The organism is Spirulina subsalsa FACHB-351, assembly GCF_026130165.1.
In the GTDB taxonomy this organism is placed as follows: Bacteria; Cyanobacteriota; Cyanobacteriia; order Cyanobacteriales; family Spirulinaceae; genus Spirulina_A; species Spirulina_A subsalsa_A.
The window spans coordinates 16,241-41,197 of record NZ_JAIHOM010000020.1 but is presented as its reverse complement, the minus strand read 5'-3'; the positions used below and the strand labels follow the sequence as shown (position 1 = coordinate 41,197).

Annotated in this window: 18 protein-coding genes and 1 pseudogene; 12 read left to right on the top strand and 7 right to left on the bottom strand. The window is 46.9% G+C overall.

The window, feature by feature from the left end:
• The first annotated feature begins 276 nt into the window (after positions 1 to 276).
• The 4 genes from K4A83_RS05815 to K4A83_RS05800 all read left to right on the top strand — a co-directional run bounded on the left by K4A83_RS05815 (position 277) and on the right by K4A83_RS05800 (position 7,507).
• The gene (locus K4A83_RS05815) at positions 277 to 1,899 is read left to right on the top strand and encodes an ArnT family glycosyltransferase (protein WP_265263502.1); all 1,623 of its coding nucleotides are present in this window, start codon (positions 277 to 279) and stop codon (positions 1,897 to 1,899) included.
• A 227-nt stretch (positions 1,900 to 2,126) separates the two neighbouring features.
• Positions 2,127 to 3,728: a 6-pyruvoyl-tetrahydropterin synthase-related protein gene (locus K4A83_RS05810; RefSeq protein ID WP_265263501.1), complete on the top strand. Its 1,602-nt coding sequence runs from the start codon at positions 2,127 to 2,129 to the stop codon at positions 3,726 to 3,728.
• Positions 3,729 to 3,955: 227 nt separating this feature from the next.
• Positions 3,956 to 6,931 (top strand): EAL domain-containing protein, encoded by a 2,976-nt coding sequence (locus K4A83_RS05805; RefSeq protein ID WP_265263500.1) that lies wholly within the window; start codon positions 3,956 to 3,958, stop codon positions 6,929 to 6,931.
• A gap of 135 nt (positions 6,932 to 7,066) precedes the next feature.
• The gene (locus K4A83_RS05800) at positions 7,067 to 7,507 is read left to right on the top strand and encodes a DUF2358 domain-containing protein (RefSeq protein WP_265263499.1); all 441 of its coding nucleotides are present in this window, start codon (positions 7,067 to 7,069) and stop codon (positions 7,505 to 7,507) included.
• Positions 7,508 to 7,676: 169 nt separating this feature from the next.
• Here the strand turns inward: K4A83_RS05800 and gatB are convergent, their stop codons facing one another.
• The 3 genes from gatB to K4A83_RS05785 form a co-directional block, all read right to left on the bottom strand.
• Complete coding sequence (gene gatB, locus K4A83_RS05795; RefSeq protein ID WP_265263498.1) at positions 7,677 to 9,179, bottom strand: Asp-tRNA(Asn)/Glu-tRNA(Gln) amidotransferase subunit GatB; 1,503 nt, start codon at positions 9,177 to 9,179, stop codon at positions 7,677 to 7,679.
• 349 nt (positions 9,180 to 9,528) lie between these two features.
• Positions 9,529 to 10,047: a GNAT family N-acetyltransferase gene (locus K4A83_RS05790; protein ID WP_407809870.1), complete on the bottom strand. Its 519-nt coding sequence runs from the start codon at positions 10,045 to 10,047 to the stop codon at positions 9,529 to 9,531.
• 224 nt (positions 10,048 to 10,271) lie between these two features.
• A complete protein-coding gene (locus K4A83_RS05785) occupies positions 10,272 to 12,209 on the bottom strand; it encodes an FAD-dependent oxidoreductase (protein WP_265263496.1) in 1,938 nt (645 codons plus the stop codon).
• A gap of 201 nt (positions 12,210 to 12,410) precedes the next feature.
• On the opposite strand from K4A83_RS05785, the gene K4A83_RS05780 reads away from it, so the two are divergent.
• The 6 genes and pseudogenes from K4A83_RS05780 to K4A83_RS05755 all read left to right on the top strand — a co-directional run.
• Positions 12,411 to 12,605, top strand: a complete 195-nt coding sequence (locus tag K4A83_RS05780; RefSeq protein ID WP_265263495.1) for a hypothetical protein — start codon at positions 12,411 to 12,413, stop codon at positions 12,603 to 12,605.
• Between the two features lie 135 nt (positions 12,606 to 12,740).
• The gene (hetZ, locus tag K4A83_RS05775) at positions 12,741 to 13,859 is read left to right on the top strand and encodes a heterocyst differentiation protein HetZ (protein ID WP_265263494.1); all 1,119 of its coding nucleotides are present in this window, start codon (positions 12,741 to 12,743) and stop codon (positions 13,857 to 13,859) included.
• 28 nt (positions 13,860 to 13,887) lie between these two features.
• Positions 13,888 to 14,994: a hypothetical protein gene (locus tag K4A83_RS05770; protein WP_265263493.1), complete on the top strand. Its 1,107-nt coding sequence runs from the start codon at positions 13,888 to 13,890 to the stop codon at positions 14,992 to 14,994.
• 162 nt (positions 14,995 to 15,156) lie between these two features.
• Positions 15,157 to 15,516: a hypothetical protein gene (locus K4A83_RS05765; RefSeq protein ID WP_265263492.1), complete on the top strand. Its 360-nt coding sequence runs from the start codon at positions 15,157 to 15,159 to the stop codon at positions 15,514 to 15,516.
• A gap of 120 nt (positions 15,517 to 15,636) precedes the next feature.
• A complete protein-coding gene (locus tag K4A83_RS05760; protein WP_265263491.1) occupies positions 15,637 to 17,961 on the top strand; it encodes a transglutaminase TgpA family protein in 2,325 nt (774 codons plus the stop codon).
• A gap of 62 nt (positions 17,962 to 18,023) precedes the next feature.
• A pseudogene (locus tag K4A83_RS05755) lies at positions 18,024 to 18,319 on the top strand (transposase); the annotation flags it as partial.
• A gap of 25 nt (positions 18,320 to 18,344) precedes the next feature.
• On the opposite strand, the gene K4A83_RS05750 reads toward K4A83_RS05755, so the two are convergent.
• From K4A83_RS05750 to K4A83_RS05740, 3 genes are read right to left on the bottom strand one after another with little or no spacing between them, the layout of a single operon-like run.
• Positions 18,345 to 19,853 (bottom strand): site-2 protease family protein, encoded by a 1,509-nt coding sequence (locus K4A83_RS05750; protein WP_265263490.1) that lies wholly within the window; start codon positions 19,851 to 19,853, stop codon positions 18,345 to 18,347.
• Positions 19,854 to 19,904: 51 nt separating this feature from the next.
• On the bottom strand, positions 19,905 to 20,819 hold the full coding sequence (gene murQ, locus K4A83_RS05745) for an N-acetylmuramic acid 6-phosphate etherase (RefSeq protein ID WP_265263489.1): 915 nt from the start codon (positions 20,817 to 20,819) through the stop codon (positions 19,905 to 19,907).
• A gap of 24 nt (positions 20,820 to 20,843) precedes the next feature.
• Entirely contained in the window at positions 20,844 to 21,257 is a 414-nt protein-coding gene (locus tag K4A83_RS05740; RefSeq protein WP_265263487.1) for a DUF3110 domain-containing protein, read from the bottom strand.
• A 137-nt stretch (positions 21,258 to 21,394) separates the two neighbouring features.
• On the opposite strand from K4A83_RS05740, the gene K4A83_RS05735 reads away from it, so the two are divergent.
• Both K4A83_RS05735 and K4A83_RS05730 read left to right on the top strand, forming a co-directional pair.
• Positions 21,395 to 21,664 (top strand): hypothetical protein, encoded by a 270-nt coding sequence (locus K4A83_RS05735; RefSeq protein WP_265263486.1) that lies wholly within the window; start codon positions 21,395 to 21,397, stop codon positions 21,662 to 21,664.
• A 7-nt stretch (positions 21,665 to 21,671) separates the two neighbouring features.
• Positions 21,672 to 21,950 carry a hypothetical protein gene (locus K4A83_RS05730; protein ID WP_265263485.1) on the top strand — a complete coding sequence of 93 codons (279 nt, stop codon included), beginning with the start codon at positions 21,672 to 21,674 and terminating at the stop codon, positions 21,948 to 21,950.
• A gap of 72 nt (positions 21,951 to 22,022) precedes the next feature.
• Here the strand turns inward: K4A83_RS05730 and K4A83_RS05725 are convergent, their stop codons facing one another.
• A complete protein-coding gene (locus K4A83_RS05725; protein ID WP_265263484.1) occupies positions 22,023 to 24,956 on the bottom strand; it encodes a response regulator in 2,934 nt (977 codons plus the stop codon).
• Between the last annotated feature and the right edge of the window lies 1 nt (position 24,957).

The window sequence follows — 24,957 nt, the reverse complement described above, 5'->3', positions numbered from 1 at the left end:
ATCCTTGCAACTTGACAACTCAAAAAAAAAGGTTAAGTTGGAACAGGGGATAAAAGTTATGCCTCTTCTTAAATGTCTCTTCTTCAATATCCAACCCCATTAAATCAGAGACTTGAGCCTACTTATCCCTTCACATTAATCTAGTTCAGACCAGACTCAGACCGTTGATAAGACTTGTTGATCAGACTCCTTAATCAGACGGTATCTAGGCGATCGAAGCAGCTAATAGTAACTGACCTGTAACTTAACCCTTACTACTACCAACAAAGATCAACCATGAAAGCGTCTAGTCACATCCTCCAATGGGTGGAAGATTCTGCTGCCTTGATTTTGCTGTTAATCCTTGCACTAGGTTCATTTCTGCGCCTCTACGGTATTAATTTTGGCTTACCTAACCTCTACAATTTTGACGAAATTATTTTTGTCGATCGTGCCTATTATATGTTAGGCAATCAAGATCCCAATCCCCACTGGTTTGGCGCTCCAGCTAGCACAACTATCTATCTGTTAGTGTTGACTTACATTCTTATTTTTGCTGTGGGCATGATAGCAGGACAGTTTAGCAGTCCCTCAGAATTTAAGGAGTTATATTTAACCGATCCAACTATCTTTTATCTCAGTGGTCGTTTGGTAACAGCTTTGTTTGGAATAGCCATGATTATTTTAGTTTATGGCATTGGTCGAAAACTGTTTAACTCTACTGTGGGGCTAATTGGCGCTGCTGTGATTGCCTTTTCTCCCCTCTGTATCTATCTATCCAAATTAATTCGGATGGATATCCAGATGACCGTTTTCCTTTTACTATCTCTGTGGTTTTGTCTCCAGTTATTAGACAGTCCCAAGTGGCGAAACTACATTTTAGCTGGTTTATTTCTCGGGCTTGCTATTACAACCAAATACCCAGCTATTATTTTTACATTCACTATTATTCTTGCCCACTTTATAACCAGACTTAAAACAGAAAAGTCTCATCTTAAACTGGGAGTTAGTGCCTTATCCTGCGTCCTAGGAACATTTGTATCTTCTCCCTTCCTTTTTTTAGATATTCAGCGCGCTTGGCAGGATATCATTTACGAAGGTAGATCAGAACATTTAGGGTCAACAGGACAAGGATTTTTACCAGATTTAATCTGGTATTGGCGAGAACCCATCTTATCTAATTTTACCATAATTGGTGCATTGTTGAGCCTGATAGGGTTAAGTTTTGCCGTGGCATCTAAACGCAAAGATTTACTTATTTTTATCAGTTTTCCTGTGCTATTTTTTGTCTTTATTGCATCCCTTGGTTTACGTTGGGATCGTTGGATTATTCCAGTATTTCCCTTTCTAGCTTTACTCATTGGGTATGCTATCTATCGCCTTTATTACTGGATTAAACAGCGTTTTAGTTCCCGGATCAGTCAATTTATCAGTTTAGCCCTTTTAGGAATAATTTTACTTCCACTGGCTAACATTAGTTTCCTAGAAAGTCGAGAAATGGCAGGAGTCGATACTCGAACTTTAGCGGGAGAGTGGATGTTGGAGCATATACCGCCAAAAAGTGCGGTATTAGTGGAACTTTATACTCCCCAATTACCCAAAGATTCTTTTCAGTTTTTTGAAGTTAATGATCAGGGTGAATTACAGCAAAAGGATGTAACTGATTTTGAACATTATCGGTTTATTCCCTCTTGGAGTCAGATCGGAAACTTGAATGATATTGAGCAAATTACAGAACAGAACATTGATTATATTGTCATGAGCAATATGTATGATCGATTTGCCCGAGAGAAAGAACAATATTTAGAAATTGTCAAGACCTATGAAGTGATTATGCAACAAAAAACTTTAGTTTATGAAACGGAACGAGTGCGAGGTGTTAATGATGGTCCGAATATCCGTATTTATCGAGTGGAATAATTCTAAAAGTTTCTGATAATGTCTCTTTTTAAGCTTGAGGATTGAGCTAGATTAACTTCAGGTATGTCTTGAGTCTCAATGCAGTGATCAATAAAAACTATTATCAATTCTCAAGTTAATGATAGTCCACTGCTTTCCAATCTTGAAAAATTATGCTTTTCTTGTCTCGACACAAACTTTTGCTGTCATTCTTGCCTTTTCTGTTCATTGTCTCAGTAGCCACTCTCATGAATTGGAGGTGGCTAAGTGGAGAAATATTATTAGCGCAAGATATTAAACATCATATTACTTGGCTTCAGCATTTTGCCCAACAATTTCATCAAGAAGGTATTTTGTATCCTCGTTGGTTAGCTGGAACGAATTATGGTTATGGAAGTCCAACCTTTGTTTTTTATCCCCCTTTAGTCTCTTATGTAGGGACTTTGTTAAAGTTTCTACCCTTAACAATTAGCCAAGTCTTGGCAATTTTATATATTTTACCTGTGGCAATTGTGGGGGCTAGCTTTTATATTTTTGCACAGGAAAAGTGGGGCAAATGTGCAGCCTTATCTGGAGCATTGTATCTGATGCTTTGTCCCTATTTATCGCTTAATTTATATAGTCGAGGTTCGTTGCCAGAAACTTGGGGAATTGCTTGGATTCCTTTAGGCGTTTGGCTAACGTATCGCTCTTTAGTTTATCCCAAATATAGAATTGTTTTGACCCTTTTTTCAGGTATTTTTGCCTTAACTCATTTGCCGACGCTCTTATTGTCAGTTTTGTGCTGGATTCCCTTTATTCTGATGTGTTCAAGGTTTTATTCTTGGAAATCAGTATTGATGACTTTAGGTGCAGTTATTTTAGGCTGGGGTTTAGTTGCCTTTTATCTCGCTCCGGCTGTTTTAGAACAACCTTTGGTTAATATTAGTTCGATGAAAGGGGTATCCGGTGGGTTTTCCGCAAATTTACTGTTTGCTCAAACTTCTTCTGGAACAATTATGCACATGATTCGACCCATCTGGAAAAATTATGTAGTTAGTCTCTGTTTGCTGACAGGAATGGCTGTTTTAGTGCAACGAAAAAATAAACGGGAAGGAGTAAGGTTATTATATACCCTTGTTTTTTGTTTGGTTATTATGTTTTTGATGACTGAATATTCTCAAATAATTTGGGTGATATTTAAACCCATTCAAATGGTTCAGTTCCCTTGGAGAGCATTAGGTTTATTATCTTTTGGTATTGCGATGCTATTCACTATTTCTGTTGCTGGTATTCTAGAAAAATCTTGGAAAAGTAAGTTTTTTTTGTTGATAATCGGTTTAATTTTATTGTATAATCTTCGTGGAGTAAGGCGCATTGTTAGAGACGCGCCGACGCTGAATAATCCTCGATGGTTTGAAGGGGAACAACTAGAAGAACTGCAAATGGCTGTACATGAACCTTTTGCTAATACATTAAAGGATGTATGGGAATATCGCCCTTTATTATCAAGTGGTGAAGTTGTTCCTGCGCCGCAAATTGGACAACCTCGGGTTTCCGTACTGGAAGGAAGGGCTGAGGTAATTGTTGAAAAATGGGGCAGTTATGAGCGAATTTTGCAGGTAGAAACGGCTGAACGTTCTGTAATTAGAATTCGGACTTATTATTATCCGGCGTGGCAGCTTGAGGTGAATGGTGTTGCTCATCCAATTGTGGTGGGGGAGGATGGAACGATTCAGTTTGAACTAGAAGGGGGAAGCTTTACGGTGAAGTTGGGTTATCAATGGACGGATGCGTTTAAATTGGGGGTTGCGATTAGTGTTTTGACAGTGATAGGTTTAATGGTGGCTGGGGTATTTTTAAAGCTGTGAACTGGCTAGAGGAAGGATGAGGGAATTAGAGGATTGCTCTGCATAATCTAGACAGATTTCGGCTTAATGGCAAATGGACAATTGTAGATTTTCGTGTTAGACAGGGATTAGGGTGAATCCTAGTGTCTTTTAGGGTTTAGAGTGAATATCAATTAAGGGTCAGTGGTGGTTAAACGACTGACTAATGTTGGGGGATGAAGTATAGAGTCGCACTAAGTAGTTTCTTGGTGTCTGTATTCTCCTTGGGAGTCTATGCCGCTCACACGGATAAAGGTGCTGAGGTGGTGCGGGTGGGGGTTTATCAAAACCCACCGAAGGTGTTTCGAGATAATACAGGCAATCCGGGGGGATTTTGGGTCGAGATACTAAATGAGATTGCAAGGCGTGAGCATTGGGCTTTGCAATATGTTCCTTGTGAGTGGGAGCGGTGTTTGGCGGAGGTGGAGGGGGGTGAGTTGGATTTGATGCTGGATGTGGCGTATTCTGAGGAGCGCGATCGCCTTTTTGATTTTAATCAAGAAGTGGTGCTGTTGAGTTGGTCGGTGGTCTACAGTAGAGCCGGACTCACCCTAAACTCGATTTTAGATTTAGATCACAAGCGGGTGGCGGTGTTGCGAGATAGTATTCACGTCCCGGCACTGGAGAGTTATACCGCTTCCTTTGAGGTTAGCCCCGAGTTGGTGAAGGTGGAAGACTTTAAGGAGATGTTCCAGTTGTTAGATCAGGGGGAGGTGGATGCGGGGGTGGTTAATCACTTTTTTGGTCAATGGATTGCCCCCCAGTATAGGGTCGAGAGAACGACTATTTTACTCAATCCGTCCCGTTTGCATTTTGTGACGGCTAAGGGGCAAAATCGGCATCTTTTAAAGGCGATTGACCATCATTTGCTGAATTTGCTGGAGGATGGGAATTCGACTTATTATCAAGCGCGTCAACAGTGGTTAGAACCGCGTAAACGTTGGGGGTGGGAGGAGGTTCGCTATCTGTTATTGAAGGTGATTGTCTATGCTCCCTTACTGGGCATGGGGGGGGTCATGTTGTGGAATTATGCCCTAAAACAGGAGATTAAACAGCGTCAGCAAGCGGAGTTAGCGCTCAAGAAAAGTGAACAACGGTTTCACAATATGGCGGCGAATGTGCCGGGGGCAATTTTCCAGTATGTTTTACGCTCGGATGGGTCTGATGGGGTGACTTATATGAGTCCGGGGTGTTATGGACTCTGGGAGGTGGAGGCGGCCGAGGTGGTGGAGAATGGTCGGATTTTATGGGAGATGGTTCACCGGGAGGATCGAGAGGCCATGTATGAGTCGGTGATGCAGTCTGCGCAAACGTTGCAACCGTGGTCTTGGCAATGGCGGATTATTACCCCGTCGGGACGGTTGAAGTGGTTGGAGGCCTCGGCACAACCGGAACGTCGGGAGAATGGGGATGTGGTGTGGGATACGTTAATCACGGATGTGAGCGATCGCAAAGCCACGGAAATAGCACTCCAGAAGAATGAAGAACGCTTACGTCTAGTGACGGAGAATATGCGGGATTTGGTCTGTTTACACGATTTAGAGGGTTGCTATGTCTACGTTACCCCCTCTTGTCAAACCTTATTGGGGTATAGTCCCTCAGAGTTGCTGGGTCATAGTCCCTATGAGTTTATTCACCCAGAGGATGGGGAGTTAGTACGTCAGTCTACTCATTATCCAGCCCAGCAGGGATTAGTCCGTTCTCCTATTACCTATCGAGCGCGTCATAAACGAGGGGATTGGTTATGGTTAGAGACGCTCACCCAGCCCATTTTCAATGAACGGGGGGAGGTGCAACACCTTCAAACAACGTCGCGGGATGTAAGCGATCGCGTGCGCATGGAGGAGGCGTTAAAACACAAGGCACTCCATGATGAATTAACGGGACTCCCCAACCGTAGTTTACTCACAGAACGGCTGGATCTTGCCATGAAGTGCCTTAAACGCCATCCTCAACGCCAGTTTGCGGTACTGTTTTTAGACCTCGATCAGTTCAAAGTGGTCAACGATAGTTTAGGTCACTGTGTCGGGGATAACTTGCTGGTAGCGGTGGGACAACTGCTCAAGGAGTTAATCCGAGAGACGGATCTCCCGGCCCGTTTAGGGGGGGATGAGTTTGTTATTTTGCTCGAAGAGTTAACGGAAGTCGAAGCAGCCGTTAGGGTAGCCGAACAAATTTTATTAGCGCTGCGATCGCCCTTAAAATTGGGGGAACGAGAGGTTTTTATTACCACTAGCATCGGGATTGTCATTGGCACCTCCGACTATCACCGACCCGAAGAATTACTCAGAGATGCCGATCTCGCCATGTATCGCGCCAAACAAAACGGCCGGGGGAATTATGCCATTTTTGACCCGACTCTCCACCAACAAGTTCTACAACGGCTCCAGATTGAAAATGATCTACGCAAAGCCTTAGAACAAGAAGAATTTATCCTCTACTATCAACCCATTATTCATCTCGCTAGCCAAAAAGTGCGCGGTTTTGAGGCCTTGATTCGCTGGCAACATCCCCAACGGGGGTTTATCCCTCCCGATCAATTTATTACCATTGCCGAAGAAACGGGACTCATTACCCCCATTGGTCTATGGGTTCTACAAACAGCCTGTCATCAACTGGCTATTTGGCAAGCACAATGTCCCCAACAGGGGTTAAAAATGAGTGTCAATCTCTCGGTTTCCCAACTCGACTCCCAACTCTTGACACAGTTAGATGAGGTACTCACTCGCTATGCTCTCCCTCGTAACAGTCTCGTGTTAGAAATTACCGAGAGTATGCTAGTCGAGAATGTTAACGCGAACTATGAGTTACTCAATCAAGTTAAAGCGCGAGGGGTGGGTTTAAGTATCGATGACTTCGGCACTGGATACTCCTCCCTGAGTTATTTACACTGTCTCCCGGTGGATGCCTTGAAGATTGATCGCGCTTTTGTCAGCCCTCATGGAGTTGATGCACGGAATCAGATCATTGCCGAGTCTATCGTGGCTTTAAGTAACTTACTGGAATTAAATGCGATCGCCGAAGGAATCGAAACCCCCGAACAACTCGAATGGTTAAAGATACTAGGTTGTGAATTCGGTCAAGGGTTTTTCTTCTCCCCTCCCCTCCCTCCTGAACAAGCAACTCATTTTTTAACCGAATGTTGTGAAATTCCTCTTTCTCAATTGCAGGGAGGAGATGGATAGCACCCCACAAATCCCTCACCAGTATTGGAATTGCTATATTTGGATTAATTCGTGTTAGATTGTCAACAACCCCACCCACGAGGGGATGGGGTTTCTCGGAGTCAAGAAGAATATTCTTATCCCCTTTTTTAATATATGTCGAATCCTGTGCTTGCTCATTCCCCCAGTCCCCAACAGATTAAAAAGGTCATAAAAACCTTAGAGCAGGATTTACCGGATTTATTTAAAACGGATATTTGCTATGATATTTACAGTCATGATATTGCGTTTAAAGATCCGGTTAATCGGTTCAACGGGAAATTTAATTACCGGATTATTTTTTGGACTTTACGCTTTCATGCTGCCTTATTCTTCACAGAAATCTATTTCGATGTTCACCAAATCGCTCACCCTGAACCGGATATCGTGCGGGTAGATTGGACAGTACGCGGGACTTTACGAGTGCCTTGGAGTGCTAAGATTTTGTTTAATGGTTACTCAAATTATCGGCTCAATTCGGAGGGGCTGATTTACGATCATGTTGATACTTGGGATCGTTCTCCCAAGCAAATTTTAAAACAGTTTTGGAAATCTTGACACTTCCCGATCTAAAGGTATTGTTAGTTGACAATTAGGGCTTTTTCAGCAAGCCCTAATTATCTGTAGGTTGGGTGGAGCGCCAGCGCAACCCAACAACCAACGTAAAAATTCCCTATTCCCACGAACAGACTTATTCAGCAAGCCCCATCTAGTTCCTATTAACCAATTAGCCTTTCAACTTTTTACCTAACAATTGGTTGGTTAACTTCGGATCAGCCCGTCCACTGGTTTCCTTCATAATCTGCCCAACAAAAAAGCCTTGTAACTTGGTTTTTCCATTGCGGAATTGTTCCACCTTATCGGCATTTTCTGAGAGAATTTTATCAATAATTTTCTCCAGTTCTCCCGTATCAGAAATTTGGATCATGCCCTTACTTTCCACAAATTTCTGGAGGGAATCAATGGCAGTTGTGAGTAATTCCGGTAAGATTTCTTTAGCAATTTTGCCGCTAATTGTCCCCTGATCAATTAGGTTCACTAATTCCGCTAAAATAGGCGGCTTTAAGGCAATCTCCCCAATAGTTAACTTCTCACTGTTCAAGTAAGCGGCAATATCTCCCATTAACCAATTCGCCACTTGTTTGGGGTTGGCATTTTGGGCGATCGCACTCTCAAAATACTCCGCAATCTCCCGATCATCCGTCAAGACTCGCGCATCATAGGCCGAAAGTTCTAATTCCTCCTCATACCGATGGCGTTTTTGGGCGGGTAATTCGGGTAACTCTCCCTTCCATTGATTCATCTGTTCTACAGAAACTTCAATGGGGGGTAAGTCCGGTTCCGGGAAGTAACGATAATCGCTACTTCCTTCCTTACTGCGCATACTGATAGTTTTTTGACTCCCCTCCTCCCAGAGACGAGTTTCTTGGGCAATTTTTTCCCCCGTTTCGAGGCATTTAATTTGCCGTTCAATTTCGTAGTCAATGGCTTTTTGAATGGCACTAAAGGAGTTCATATTTTTAATTTCTACCTTCGTGCCGAACTCTTCTTGTCCGACGGGACGCACGGAAATATTCACATCACAGCGCAAAGAGCCTTCCTGCATATTCCCGTCACTAATACCCAAATAACGCATAATACGGCGCAATTCTTGCCCATATTCGGCCGCTTCGGCCCCGGTGCGGATGTCGGGTTCTGAGACGATTTCCAACAGGGGAACCCCAGCGCGGTTAAAGTCTACTAGGGAGTGAGTGGAACCCGCAAGGCGATCGCTTCCCGCGTGAACTAATTTCCCCGCATCTTCTTCCATATGTAACCGAGTGATGCCGATTTTCTTGCGCATCGGTTCATCCCCCGGTTTTTCGACGACTTCAATTTCTAACCAGCCATGTTCAGCAATGGGTAAGTCATACTGGGAAATTTGGTAATTTTTCGGTAAATCGGGATAAAAATACTGTTTGCGGTCGAATTTACTATAGGGGGCAATTTTGCAGTTTAAAGCCAGTCCTGCTTTTACGGCATATTCCAGCACTTTCTCGTTCAAAACAGGCAGAACTCCGGGGTAGCCTAAACAAATGGCGGAAATGTTGGTATTGGGGGGAGTACCGAAGGCCGTAGAGACGGGACTAAAAATTTTTGTCTCGGTGTTGAGTTGACAGTGGGTTTCTAAGCCAATCACGGCCTCGTATTGGGTGGAAGTGGCTTTCTTTTTCGGTGCTGCGGTTGCCATTGGGATTCTCTAAAAAATCGAGGACAGTCTCTAGGGTTGATCCTAGCACGATCTCGACTAGGGAACAGGGAACAGGGAATAGGGAATAGGGAATTGATAATTGATAATTGACAATTGATAATTGACAATTGTTTCCGATTCCCGACACCCGATTCCCGACACCCGACTCCCCCGCGAAGAGATAAGTGAGAAGTGAGAATAGAGAATTATTACGGACTCCTGACTCCCCCTCTCCCCTGCTCCCCTGCTCCCCCGCTCCCCTGCCCCCCTGCTCCCCTGCTCCCCTGCCCCCCTGCCCCCCTGCTCCCCCTCGCCATGACAGGATTCTAGGGGTGGAGGAAACGGGGCGCTATTCGCCATCAGCTTGGAATGCTTTGTGGAAGATGACCTCCCCTTGGGGAAACTGTCCGTTAAACGAAAGGGCGAAAAAAAACTCTGGGGGAATGCCGGGATAGAGGAGTCCTGGAACATTGCGAAATCCGAATTTTCGGTAGTAGTCGGGATGACCGACGAGACAGCAACCTTGAGCATTGAGGTTTTTCAGCCGTGATAGCCCTTCCTCAATGAGGGCTTTGCCAATGCCTCTCCTTTGGTAGTTGGGCAGGACGGAAACGGGTCCAAGACCGTACCAATTGGGGGTTTCATCACTCAGGGTTACGGGTGAAAAGGCAAGATGCCCAACCACAGAACCGTTAACTTCTGCGACTAGGGATAAGGTCAGTGCTTGGGCGGAGCGGAGGGCTTGGATAATGAACTGCTCGGTGTGGTTACTAATCTCAAGGGTTTGGAATGCGGCGATAGTCACCTCTGTGATGATGGCAGCATCGGCTAAAGTTTCATCTCTGATGATGATAGCTGGGGGGGTCATGGCGATCGCAAAATCCGCTATTTTCTCGAAGACCCCCATTCTACTGCTCTTTTCTCCCGCCGATCAAGGAGGGCGAAACTCTCCCCACAGAATTAGATGAATCCTCCTAGATTTGCGGCAAGCTCGAAAACATTGTTAAGACTTCAGCACAGAACAGAATGCACACAAGCTTAACTTGTCAAAGTTGCCTCTTACCGCTCCCCTGCTCCCCCGCTCCCGATTCCTTAAATCCGAAACATTCCACTGGGATTGACAGAGAGGAGCGATCGCCGTTTTAAACCCTCTTGATGTAAAATCCCGTTAGCCGCCAACAGGCCACTACTCACAGCCCGTTCCATTAAGCCACAAGGAAAGGGCATTTTGACCCAATCTCCCGCCAACATCAAGTTAGAAATGGGGGTAGTCGTTTCAGGACGAGTGGCATAACTTTCCGGGGGATACCCAGAAAAGTTTTTCTGATTCACTAACTCTTTATGCAGGATTTTCGCCTCTTTCAACTCCGGCACAATTTCCCGCAATTCCTGTTCAAAAGTCGTCAGTAAAGCTTCTTGAGTCGGGAACTCTTTCTCCTTATAACAATAGGCGTGTAATTCCACCACACTACACCCCGTTCGTTGGGACCACTCCATAAACTGCCGTTGAATGCGATGGTAGAGGGTAATACTATCCGTCAGCGCATACCCAGAGAGGGAGGCAAAATTACTATGTTCCCAAGGGAAATCCCGATCTAACCAAAAACGCCCCACCGCAAAGGGATCCGACACCGCCAAATTCTGGACAGCCTCCCGGAATGGCTCATCCACCTCCCCCGTCATCAAACCCACTAAATGGCGAGTCCCCGGAACATCAGCCGCAATCACATAATAATCCGCCTCTAGCGTTTCCTGTTCTTCGGGAGTCGGGGGATTTTCTGCCACGAGTTGAGCGCCTTCCTCATTCGTCTCGGTAATGCGGAAACGGGCTAAATCGCGCTGGGCTGGGCCTTGGATGACTCGTCCCTCCTGATCATAGCGCGCCCCATGACAGGGACAGCGAAAACTGCCATCGGCTTGGGGTTGTACGGTACAACCTTGATGGGTACAAGTCAGAGACAGGGCAGTTTCTGGGGTTTGGGCGCGAAAAACGCGATCGCCTGCCCCATAATATTGGCTTTGTTCATCACTCAATTGGGGGTTTTTCCCCACCCAAAAGGGTACATCCCCATAGAGTGACGGCCCCTTTTGATAGGTAAGTTGGCTAATTTTGCCCCCAGCACAGTGAATCTGGGACACATTAGCCTCGGGGATCACTTCCCCCCCATTCCGTTCAATAGCGGCAATAATCGGTTGCACTAAGCTGGTTCCCATATCATCCCTTGTGCCATTAAACGCTAATCCTTCGGGATTACCGAAGAAATAGAAGTGAAAAAACTGTAATAATTCCCCCGCACTCAACACATCGGGGGCGTTCAAACTAGACTTGGCAAAGGGGAGGAAATAGAGATCATACAACCCTTGGGGGAAGCCTTCCGCCACCCATTCCGCCACAGTTTTATGATCGTATTGGTCAAAGGTGCGGGGGATTTGAAAGCCTGTAATGGCGCGGAAAACCTGTAAATGGTGCCAGTCGGCTAGGTTAATACCCCAGTCGAATCGATTGGGAGATGCGATCGCCAAATCCACAATATTCCAAGGAAACGCCGAATGACTGGGGCGAAAAACCTCCGGTTGATAATTCCTCCCCCGAAACACCAGAGAATAAAACTCCAAAGATTTAAAATTCTCTTGAATGGCCAACTCCGCCACAATACTCTTGAGATTGTAATATTGGGGAAAAAAGCCGTGAAACCCGTGTTCCATTTGGAACTTATCCCCTCCCACTTCAATCGTCCAACTGGCAATTTTTCCCCCAAAATTGGGCGATTTTTCCAGCAATTTAACCTTAAACCCCCGTTGACTCAATTCATAGCCACAGGCCAACCCCGCTAATCCCCCCCCCACAATACACACCGTTTTCTGGCGGTCCAGATGAGTCGGTAAATCCAAGCTATCCGGTTGATAAACAGTGGGTTCTGGTTTCGCCACACGAGAATAGCCAATCCCCGCACCAACAGCCCCCAATCCCATAATTTTTATTGCAGTGCGTCGTGAGATGGGGGAATTAAAATTAGATAGTTCAGTCATAGTTTAACCAAGGTACATTCCCGTAAACGGCTTGACGCTAGCCCCACGGTTACAGCATGGGCTTCCCAACAATGTAAATTTATTTGAAGTTATTTTAAGGGATGAATGGACAATTGTGGGAAACCACGGGGGGGAAACTAAGGGCTTAACGAGTCAGTCCGCCTAGCTGTTCACTGCTTACTGTTTACTGTTTTACTGAAAATGTCGCGTCCTACAGAAAGACTCATTACCTACCTATTTTTCATCTCCTTGGGGGTAACAATCGGGATATACCTCTTACGAGGATTTGCCCTACCTCCCTTCACCTCCTTGCCGGGGGGTATTTTGTGGATTCTACTCCTCCTGAGCTTAGGCAGTGGTATCTTGTATGGGATTGAGAAAACCCGGCGTTTTTAATCATTTTCACCTAAGAAAAACCCGCAAATTGGCTCACTCTGGCCAAAAAGAGAACTTACCCCTAGTGCCGAACGTCTAGGTTTGTGCTAGGTTCAATAGTAAATCTCGGTCTGGTAAGGGACGATCTACCCGAACGTGGAGACAATATTTCAATTCCTATTCACCCAACTGCGACAGCAGACCCGTGCCTCTGAACGGGTCTGCCACAATGTTGCATCGCGACTAGCGACGGAAGTCAACCGTATTTGTACGGAAAGTAGTCGGATTCAGGCATCAGGGGAGGTGGAAAATTGGGCAAAAACCCTAGCCAACCATCGCCTAAAACAGTGTCTACGCTATTACAAATTAGGGTCTAAACGGGGTAGAGTCGAGTTACAGAGTCTACTGAGTGCCATTGTGTATCGGTATATTGCGCCGACCAAGGGGGCGAACAGTTATCAAGCGCGAGTGACGCTGATTGAGGATTTTTTGCAGGGATTTTATGCCGAGGCCTTGCACAATTTCCGACGGGAGAATCAACTACCGTTAACCTATTCCCCTCGGACATTGTTGCAGTTAGCGGAATATATGGCATTTTGTGAGCGGTATGCGAAACGGCGGATTCCGTTACCCGGCAGGCGATCGCAACAGTTAATTATTTTGCGATCGCAAACCTTCTCCCAAAAACAGCCCCCCGAAACCACCATTGACATGGACAGCGCCGCAGAAGGAGGAATCAGCGAAACCGACGGAGAACGGAGTGATCCCCTCGTCCAGCAACTGCGCGCCATGTTAGTAGATGCCAGCAACAACGAACCCGACTCCGGCCTGCGGGACACCATTATTGAACAATTAGTCCAGTACCTGCAAGATCGGAATCAACAGGACTGTATCGATTACTTTGTCCTGCGTCTCAAAGACCTCAACGCCAGTGAAATCGAAGACATTTTAGGCATCAACTCCCGTCAACGGGACTACCTACAACAGCGCTTTAAATATCACCTGATTCGCTTCGCCTTATACCATCGTTGGGAACTGGTACATCAGTGGCTAGAAGCCGACCTCGAAAAAAACTTAGGATTAACCCCCCAAGAATGGCAACAACTGCAAACCCAACTCACCCCCCAACAAACTCAACTCCTACAATATAAACAACAGGGACTTCCCACCTCAGAAATTGCTCAAGCCCTTACCCTCACCGTCAGTCAAACGGAGAAACAATGGTTTAAGCTGCTTGAAATGGCTTGGGAGATTCGGAATCGTTCAGTATCCTGATCAGGGGCATCGGTCGATGAATAGTGAGATGAATCAAAACTTAGACTTTTTGTATCGCCAATTACTAAATTGGCTACAAGAACCGTCTGACAGTCCACCACCCTCCCCCGAAGTCTCTGGGGAGTCTGAATTGAACCCGATTGAGGAAGCAATGACGACAGATTGGGATACCGTACAACTAGACCCCCTAGATTGGGAGGCAGAAAACTTGAACTGGGCATCTTCCGAACTTGATGAAGTCACACAAACCCTAGAAGGTTTTGACATGGGAGAAGTACCAATAGTGCAAAGACGTTTTAATGCCCTCCTAAAGCGTAAATTTTATGCAGAAATCGAACGCAAACCGCCCCTATTCCCTTGGGAAGCTGAATTAGTAGATTATGCAGTGGAATACTCAGACGAGGAACCTGTGGTAGCTGCCACAGAAACCCCTCAAGAGTCCTTAACGCGGCAAATTTGGCTGCCTCAAGTAGCCCAGCTATTTCCCGTGTCCATTCCCGAGGACGTGCTAACCATGCTACTGGACGGTTGTAGTGAGGCCATGAGTTCCCTACGGCCTCCGAGTGCGCAAATGATTAACGCCGTGAAAAGCCTGTTCCCCGACTACAGCCGGGTATTAAACGAAATGGTAGACCGTATTCGTCTATCCCCCAGTTTTGCCCCCAGTCGTTTATCCAAACCCGAACAACAGAAACAACGGCAACAGTTAGCAGCCCTCTTGCCCTCCGACTATAGCCAAGCCACCGCAGAGCAACAGATGGCCCTATCTTTGCTCGTGGCCAAGGAAATCCTCGACACCCTCACCTTAAGCCTCTCGCCCCGTCAACGCACGGTAGAACGGCTTTGGGATACTCAAGTGGGTGTTGTGCGCTTACGGGTTGATTATGACCCAGAAACAGCACAAAGTGAGGATGGATTAAGCCGCCCCCCGATTCGTGCCAGGGTGCAATTACCCAAAGGGGGAAGTTTAACCTTACAAGCCCATCAGGAATCAATTACCGCTCAACGAACCTATGGAGGATCTCTGACGGTGGAATTATCCGACTGGCAAGTAGGTCAGCCCTATTTCCTCGAAATTCAACTGGCCGAATTCCGGCAAATTCCCTTACAGTTCAAGATTATTTGTCTAGCATGAACTACTACCACCTGCGAGGGCGAGGTGGGAGAGTTTCGCCCCAAACCCCACTTTGTTAAAGGTCGAATTGAGCCATTGCCTAAATTTACCCCCCCATCAGGGTGGCAAGTTCTGAAAAAATTCCCCATCATAGATTCATAAATCATTAGGAGACTGACACTCTTGAAAAAGACAACTGGGCGTATTGGTTTGTTTCTGTTGAGTTTAACCCTGGGCTTGAGTGGAGGTGGATTCTTGCCCATGATGGCTCAATCCCCTCCCATGCCTGACGAAGGAACAACAGCCAGTGCGCAGTATTTAGCGGGATGTTTGGATGGGATTGTTCCCGAAGGGATGACTCCCCAAGATTTGCCCCCAGACTATTTGGCGGCGGCTCAGAAATTTTGTATCTGTACCTTGGAGGGCTTTGTTGAACTGTACCCAGAGCCAGAGGATTTTGTGACTACGGTGGCCCGGATTCAAGAAACGGGACAAGCCCCTCCAGAGTTTGTTAGTGTGATTCAGCGTTGCCTTCCGGAATAGCAAGGAGTGGGTTGGGGTTGATCAAAAGCGGGAAAGTAAGCATAAATAGAGTAGACACTGCTCTTTTCCGGGCGATACCGACCGCAGGATTTCCTCGGTCAAGTTAAGCCCAGGCTGATTATGAATAACCCACCCTTCCGAAAAATCCCCCTCCTCAACTCCCTTTGGGAACGCTTGGAGAATTTACCTCGCCCTAAGACCGAGGAATCTATTCCCCTGCGCATCACGGTGCAACTCTTGGTTTTTTTAGGCATTATCGCCACGGACTTAGCTGCCGGAACCGCCATGAGTGTCTGGGCCATTCCCCTCAGTGCCATTGGGGGGTTTGTCGCTTGGCAACGGCGCAAAAAACGCAATATTGCCCTGAAATTTATCATCGCTTTGGGAATGCTCTTGGCGTTGGTTTTCTTTTTCGGCAATTTATTTGCCAATTTGAACGACACCCGGCTGGTCTTAGCAGAATTATTAATTCAATTACAAGTCCTGCACAGCTTTGATTTACCCCGTCGCCAAGATTTGGGCTACTCCATGGTGATTGGGCTGATTTTATTGGGAGTCGCGGCCACTTTGAGCGAAACTCTGGCTTTTGCCCCCATGATTTTAATTTTCCTGGCGCTGGCCTTGCCGCTTTTGGTTTTAGATTATCGCTCCCGCTTGGGTTTTGACCAAACCCCGGCTAGGCCTAAAGGTCAGCCCCAGCCCTCCTCTCGTCGTCGTTCTTACTCCCCCCTTTCGTTTAAACAATTGGGGGTGTTTTTCTTGGTCATTTTGGCTCTAGGATTAGGAATTTTTGCGCTGTTCCCCCGTTTCCCGGGCTATCAGTTGCAAACTCTGCCTGTTACCCAGTCGGTGGATTTGGAGAATCAACGGTTTAATAACCGCAACCGAGGGATTTTTACGCCGGGGGTGCGCTTTGGAGAGGATGATCAAGGGGGACCAGATGGCACAGGGGGGGATGGAGAGTTAACCGGAGATGGTAGTGGTCAATACTATGGGTTTAACAGTGTGATGGATCAAAGCCCTCTAGAGGGGGAAGGCGCGCCCTTTAGCCCTCGGGTGGTGTTGCGGGTGCGTTCCCAAGCACCGGGCTTTTGGCGGGTGTTAGGGTTTGATCGCTACACGGGGAAGGGTTGGGAAATCTCCCGGGATGAACAGTTGTTGCGGGTGGATCGTCCCCCTTGGACTTATCGCTTTTTCCTCTCGGCTCCTCCGACTCAAGGGGAAACGAAACCTGTGATTCAAACGTTTACGGTGGTGTCTCCGTTGCCGAATTTAATTCCGGCGTTAACCTATCCTCGGGAGATTTATTTTCCGACTCCGGAGGTGGGGTTAGATCCAGAGGGGGCGATTCGAGCGCCGACCTATTTGGGGGAAAATTTGACTTATACGGTGATTTCCGATGTTCCGGTGCGCAATCGGACGGCGTTACGGATGGCTAGTACAGAGTATCCGGAGTCGATTCGGCAGTTTTATTTGGATGTGCCGCCGGAGATTCGGGAACGCCTAGGTCAAGAGGCTCAACGGCTTTTAGCCACTTCTCCCCAACCCATCACCGATGCTTACGAAAAAGCACTCTACCTCGCTCAAGCTCTCAAACAACGCTATACCATCCAAGAGGATTTTACCCTAGGGGAAAATCAGGATCTGGTGGAAACTTTCCTCGCTGCTGGGGGGGGATACCCGGATCACTTTGCCACGGTGTTGGCGATGTTGTTACGTTCGATTGATATTCCTGCGCGGGTATCGGCTGGTTTTTCTCCCGGACAGTTTAACCCCTTCACGGGCTTTTATATTGTCCGTAATACGGACGCTCACACCATGACAGAGGTGTATTTCGGCAATTTGGGCTGGTTTAATTTTGATCCCATGCCGGGTCATCCTCTGATTCCTCCCTCGGTGGAGGAGGTGGAAACTTTTGGGGTGTTACAACAGATTTGGCAGTGGGTGGCGGGCTGGTTGCCTTCTCCGGTGCTAAATTTCCTCAGTATTGTCTGGGTGACAGTGATCATCGGTTTAGCGCGCTTCTTGGGGGGTCTATGGTTGTGGGTGTCTGGGAGTGTGATTGGTCTGTTGACGGGGTTGATTAGTGCGATCGCCTTAATCTTCGTCGGTTGGTTAGGCTGGAATGGCCTTCAAGGGTGGGGGCAACAATGGCGTTTAACTAAACTCCCCCCCGTGGAACGAACCTATGAGCAAATGCTCTTATTCCTGCGGGGGAAGGGCCACCCCAAACACCCCGCCCAAACGCCCCTAGAATACGCACAATTGGCCCGGCAAGAGTATCCTCCGATTGTGGCGGAATACATCGAAAACATCACCCAGGCCTATATCCGATGGCGTTACGGTGGGGAGTCTCCAGATGTGGGTCAACTCCAACAACAACTACAACGTTTAACAAAATGTTGCGGAATTCCCCTTCCTCCCTGGCAGGGAGGGGATGAATAGCAACCAATAAACCAACTGAGCGATCGCGAATCCTCGGATGATCAGGTACAATGTTCTCGGCGGTTTATGGCAAGACTGCCCGTTGCCGTGAGGACTTTCTACACAAACTATCCCGCAAGATAGTCAACGAAAACCAAGTTATTGCTGTAGAGAATCTGAAGGTAAAAGGGATGTTACGAAACCACAAGCTAGCCAAGCACAAAATATCAGAAATGAAGCCTTGCGGATCTTGTCGTTGGGAACCAGCGATACTGCCTGGGGAGGGAGTGTAAGACAACCTGGCAAAACATTGGTTTTGTTAGATGCAGTTCCCGTTGAATCAGGAAGCCCCATCCTCGCCAACGGCAGGGTGGGGTAGTTCACAACGTTGGCGCAGAACCATTCTAAGCCCCAATCCCGAGGCGAATCGCTAAACTCGGACTAAGGGGGACAAGGGTGGCTAACATTAAAAATAAGGCCAATAACCCTAAAGCAGCGCGAGTGTCATCAGGTTCTGTTAACTCGTTAAGGGTAGGACGTTCTAAATCTCGTTGCAGGAAGAGAATCAAAATACCCCAGTAGAGTGGGATGGGGTTGCCGGGGCTGAAAATAGCGACTAAGCCTAAAACAATTAGGGTGGCGATGGTAGTACGACGGGCGGTTTTGCGTCCATAGATGGCTTGAATCACACGCCCGCCGTCTAATTGTCCAGCAGGCATGAGATTGAGGGCGGTAATCACTAGGCCTAACCAGCCAATCATGGTTAAGGGGTGAACGTCAATGATGGAGGCTTCTAAGGCAGACCCTAACACGACTTTGGCCAGAGTTCCCACGAGGACGGAGCCTTGAAAAAATTCCGTGGGGATTTTAAATAAACTGCCGGGGTGGGAGAGGAGGAGTCCGGTGATGAGCATGAGGAAGGAGACAATACCCCCCAAGGCTGGACCGGCTATAGCCACATCAAACAGGGCGCTACGATGGGGAACGAGGGACTCAAAACGGGTAATACTCCCAAAACAGCCGATTTGCCAACTGGGGAGGAGGAAGGGGAAACTCAGACGCAGGTTATGGCGACGGGCAAATAGCCAATGACCTCCCTCGTGGGCGGCTAAGATGAACCACAATCCAGCACTAATGGGCAGGGCTTCGCTATAGCGTCCTAGGTCACTGAACCAGTCAAACCCTAATAACAGGGCGGCCGCTTCTAAGCTGGTGGCAATGGTGGCGATGAGTAGGACAAGAGCAAGGTTTTTCTGGGCTAAGGTGGCGGGGCGAGGATCATTGGCACTGGGTAAGATAATCACGACGGGTTTTCCTTCGGGACTATCCACTAAAAAGAGGCGGTATTTTTCGCCGAGGGCTTGGGTTAAATGGTCGGAGAGTTTTTCATAGACTTTTTCCGGTTCTCCCCGCAGATTGCCTTTAAAAATAGCCCCTTCTTGGTAGGAAATGGTTTCTGTGGCAAAGAAGCTATCTATGCCGAAAATGCCTTTGATTTTTTGTAGGTCTTCATCGGGAATGGGGATGAGGTCAGAGGTTCGGGGGGCTCCGGTTTCAAGGCGGGGGGGCGGAGACTGTTCGGCTTTTTCTGCGGCTTCTTGTTGGGCGAGACGTTGGGCGGCGCGTTCTCGTAGGATGGCTTCTTGGCCTTCAGAGCGCAAACGGTTGCCGAGATAGATGTAAATGCCCGAGGAGATGACTAACAGCAAGATTACGCCGATTAGGTTGATATAGATGCCGAGGGCGACTAAACCGAAGAAGAGTAACCAAGGGGTGATGAGGACGACGGATTGTAACCAGGCGAGAATGCCCAGTTTTCCGTAGGGTCTAGAGCGATTGTACCCCCAGATGAGGAAACCGAGGGCGACAAGAACAATAGCAAGGGTGGCGACGGTTTCGGATTGATTAAACATGGGGTTTAGGGTGCAACAATAGGGTTTAGGTTGGGTTGAGGAAAAGATGGATTACAGTGGAGGGCTTTGGAGGGCTTGGCGCAGTTGACCGTGATGTTGGTCTAGGAGTTGTTGCCCGGTTTCGGGATCGACTCCGGTCCAGTGCATGAGTAGGGCGAGTTTGACGCGCTGACCACTGCGGTCGAGGAGGTCGGCGGCTTGGGGGCGGTCGAGGTCGGTGAGGTCTTGGAGGATGCGGAGGGCGCGATCGCGTAATTTCTGATTCGTGACGGAAACATCGACCATGCGGTTGCCGTAAACTTTGCCCAATTTCACCATGACCCCCGTTGAGAGGATATTTAAGGCCATTTTGGTCACGGTTCCGGCTTTGAGACGGGTGGAACCGGCTAAGATTTCGGGCCCCACTAACAGGCGAATATCAACATCGACCTCGATGGGGACTTGTTCGGCGGGAACACAGGCTAAAAATAGGGTGGTTGCGCCTCGTTTTCGCGCTTCGGCGATCGCACCATGGACATAGGGCGTAGTCCCTCCAGCCGTAATCCCTAACACCACATCCCGTTCCGTCACCTTAACGGCATCCAAGGCCGCCGCCCCATCTTCGGCTCGATCTTCGAGGGCTTCTGAACTCTTCACCAGTGCCGCCTCTCCCCCCGCTAGGATGCCCTGTACCCACTCGGGGGGGGTGCAGAAGGTGGGGGGACATTCTGCCGCGTCGAGGACTCCTAAACGGCCACTGGTGCCGGCTCCGATGTAGAATAAACGCCCCCCTTGACTCAACGCCGCACTGGTGAGATCAATGGCTTGGGCTAAAGCGTGACGAGCTTGGGCGATCGCCTCTAGAGTTTTCTGATCTTCTTGATTGAATAAATCCACTAACTCCAGCGTTGTTAGTTGATCCAAGTTTTGACTCTTGGGGTTATTCTGCTCCGTGAGCAAATGGCCTCGGGATTCTAAATTGAGCATAATTAAACGGGAGGTTGTCCTACTTCACAATAGTCCTTCAAGTTGGCGCCGAATCGCATCCAGTTGTTCTGACGGGATTTCCTCCTCTGACTCAGAAGTAGGACTAGAAGGCGACGATTGGGCTGTTTTTTCTTGTTCTAATTCCCAATCCGTCCGTTCTAAATTAACCTCTGGGGGAAGTTCTAACTTGCCACTTTCGACCAGTTCCCATTCATACCCAGCCTCTTGACAAAATTCCTCAATTTCCTCAAACGGGAAAGCCTCCACCGTAGGCACGGGGAAGTCCTGAGCCTCCAACATCAAAGCATAGCGCGTTGCATCGTCTTCTGTTTCAAACATCAAGATTTTGTTGCGTTGGCCCACTTGCAGGGAATGAATCCCCTCATTATCCGTTCCAGCGTTAATCAAGAGAATATAAATTTGTTTCGGTGCAAGCATCAGTCTTGGAGTTAGCGCGAGACAGTTTTCTCTTTTTAGCTTAACCTGCAAGGTGTCCTTCTGTCCCTTTCCCCTTGACTGTCCTCATTCAGCCTTGAAGCCTTAAGATGAGGTTAAACTCTGTACTCAATCCAACGATGACCGATCCTTCCCCTCCCCCCCGCAATATTTTAAGCTGGAAAAGCTACCGCAGCATTTTGAGTGTCGGCAGTGTCAGCAGCATTTTGAGTGTCGGTAGTGTCGGCAGTGTACTCAGCATTGGCAGTGTCGGCAGCATTCTAAGTGTATTCAGTGCGGGGAGTCTTTTAAGTGTGTTAAGTGCTGGGAGTATTTTGAGTGTTCTGAGTGTCAGCAGTATTTTGACTATGATAGGGTTATTGAAGTTAAAATGGATGCTCGGGCTTTAGCACAATTATGATAGAAAGTCAAGAATATGGGAGATTTCGCCTAGAAATTCATCAAGGGGGGCAAGTTTATATTGAGTTTTTACCTACAGAGGAACGCTATTTTTTAGGTCAAGGATTAGGCAATTTTGCCGCCCCAATTTCTGAGTCTATTTCTGTTCATGTCTTAGAGACAGTTTGTTCCTATTTAGATGCCATTGAAGTAACGGATCTTCCTCGGGAGTCCTTATGGAACATTTATCAGGAAGCGTTACAAGTGCAGGCAGATACGGCTGATTTTGCCAATTAGGCATCATTCCCCAAAATGCTATTGTAGGGAGTCAATACACCCCACAGGACAGAAAAACCTAATAAATCACCGCTACTGTAATTTCCCCATATCCCAATTTGAACTTAAAAACGGCGTAATTACCTCGGGCATCAATTGACCTTCATTTTGTAGCCAATGTTCACAACTTTGGACATATAAATCAATCACATGATCGGGATAATTATCCTCTTGGATTTGTTTAAAAATTTTATAGGCTACCTTTAAATTTTTACCATAATAATACATAACCGCTTCTTCAAAATCGGTTTTCGTGCGGTTTTTATGTTCCCGTAAACCCGCTTCATCTGCATCAAAAATTTCAAACACAGAAATTAGTTGATTTTTTCCTTTAACTTGTACCTTTCCCAAAAACCGATAATGATAATTTTCAGGACTCTCTAAACCGAAAAATGTCTGATCACTAATTAATACCGAAGTTCCACAAATTTTCGTAAAATATTCCAAACGAGCCGCAATATTTACCGCGTCACTAATTACCGTTGTTTCCATGCGATTAATGCCGCCAACTGTTCCCAACATAGCGGAGCCTGTGTTAATTCCTACTCCAATTCTCAGGGGAGGTCTACCGGGTCTTTGACGAGTTAAATTATAAGTATTGAGAATTTCCAACATGGAAATAGCAGCGCGAATAGCATCATCAGGACTGCGCCCAAATAAGGCCATAATCGAGTCACCAATGTATTTATCAATAAAGCCGTGATTCTCTAAAATAGCCGGTTCCATGCGGCTTAAATAGGCATTAATAAACTTAAAATTGTCATCGGGAGTCATCTGTTCCGACAGTTGGGTAAAGGAACGAATATCGGAAAATAGAATTGTTAACTCTTTTTGTACTGACTCCCCTAAACCTACACCAACAATGCTATCTTTGCCCAGAAACCGCAGAAACTCCCGAGGCACAAAACGACTATAAGCACTGTTAATTTTAGCTAATTCTAAATGAGTTTTTAAGCGGGCGAGTAGCTCATTTTTAGATAAAGGTTTAGTTAAATAATCATTTGCACCCACATTTAAACAAGCGACCAACTCAGAAACTTGAGTATTAGCCGTTAACATGACAATGGGTAATTCATTCATGGGAATAGTTTCCCGAATGCGGCGACAGACTTCATAGCCGGACATTTTAGGCATCATGACATCTAATAACATTAAATCCGGTTTGAGTCCTTCTGTTAATAACGTGAGGGCTTCTGGTCCACTGCGAACGGGAATAATTTGATAACTTTCTAAGGACAAATGATTAATAATAACTTGTAAATTAATCGGGTCATCATCTACGACTAAAATTTTAAAATTTTCTGAGATAATAATGGGAGAAATTAAACGTTGAGTTGGGATAGGGGCTTGGGAACGGGGTATGGTAATAGGTTGAATGGGGGGAGTATCACACCAAGGTTGCTGACTGACAGGAAGGGTAAAGATAAATTCGGAGCCTTGAGTTTGTTGCGATCGCACCTCAATTTTCCCCCCATGCAATTCTACCAACTGCTTCGTAATACTTAACCCCAGTCCAGCCCCCCCAAACTCCCGGGAAATGGAAGCATCGGCCTGTTCAAAATAGTGAAAAATCACCTCTAACTTAGCTGGAGGAATCCCCATCCCTGTATCCTTCACCCGAATTTCTAACCAATCGTCTTGCAAGGATGCAGAAACTCGCACAGATCCCTGTTCAGTAAACTTGATCCCATTACCAATCAAGTTATACATAATCTGTTGTAAACGCTTTTCATCCCCATCCACTAAGGGCAAATCGGGGTCAATATCATTGTAAAGTTCAATCGCTTTATCCCCCACCAAAGGCTTACAAAGAGTTAACACCACCTCCGTAATTTGTCGAAAATCAATGGGTTTGCGCTCTAGTTCAATATCATTATTTTTCAGTTTCGAGAGGTCTAAAACATCCGTCACCAAATCCGCCAGACGTTGACCACTCGACACCACCATAGACAGATTCACCTGTTGCTGTTCACTTAAAGGCCCGGCCGCCCCCGCTAACATTGACTCTGCAATGCCAATCATGCCATTGAGGGGAGTCCGCAACTCGTGGGAAGTATTGGCCAAAAACTCATCTTTGAGGCGATCTAAACGTTCGAGATCGGCGTTTTTAGCTTCCAACTCTTGAGTAAAGCGAATCCGTTCGGTTTCAGCCTCCTTGCGTTGGGTAATATCCTTAAACGCGGCGATCGCATAAATAATATCCCCCTGCTCATCATAAATCGGAGTCGCCGACACCTCCAAAGGAATCCAACGGTCTGCAATGCGCAACACCATATCATCCACCGTCGAACTTTCCCCCCCCAAAGCCCGAATCATCGGCTGGCGTTCCTTCGGATACCGTTGTTCCCCCCCCGCTAAATAGACCTCATAATCCGAGGAATCCCGTAAGCCAAACACCCCCGGTAAATCCTTCCCCAACAGCGACAAAGCGTTAGCATTGGCATAATAAGGCTGACCTCGGGCATCCACCACAAACACCCCCACCGGAACCGCTTCTAAAAACTGCGTCAATCGTCGTTCACTTTCCTGTAGGGCTTGGGCCTGTTGGGCTAAACGTTCTTGTTCAGCGGCCTTCTTAATTTGAGCAACAGCCTGTAGCGTCTTATTCGTCGTAATCTCCAAATCCTCAAAATTCAGAGGTTTGGTCAAAAAATCAAAGGCCCCCCGATTCATGGCCGTGCGAATACTTTCCATATCCCCATAGGCCGACAAAATCACCGTCTTAATCAAGGGATAACGTTCATTGATATGAGTTAGCAGCGTTAAACCATCCATCTGAGGCATATTGATGTCTGTTAACACCATATCCACATCCGATTCCGCCTCTAGTCGTGCCAACGCTTCCACCCCATTCTGCGCAAAAATCAGCACCAACTCTTTCCGCCGAATTTTCCGCCGGAATTTTTGGCACAAAAGGGCTTCTAAATCAGGTTCATCGTCCACAACCAGAATCTTGGCGGGCATCATT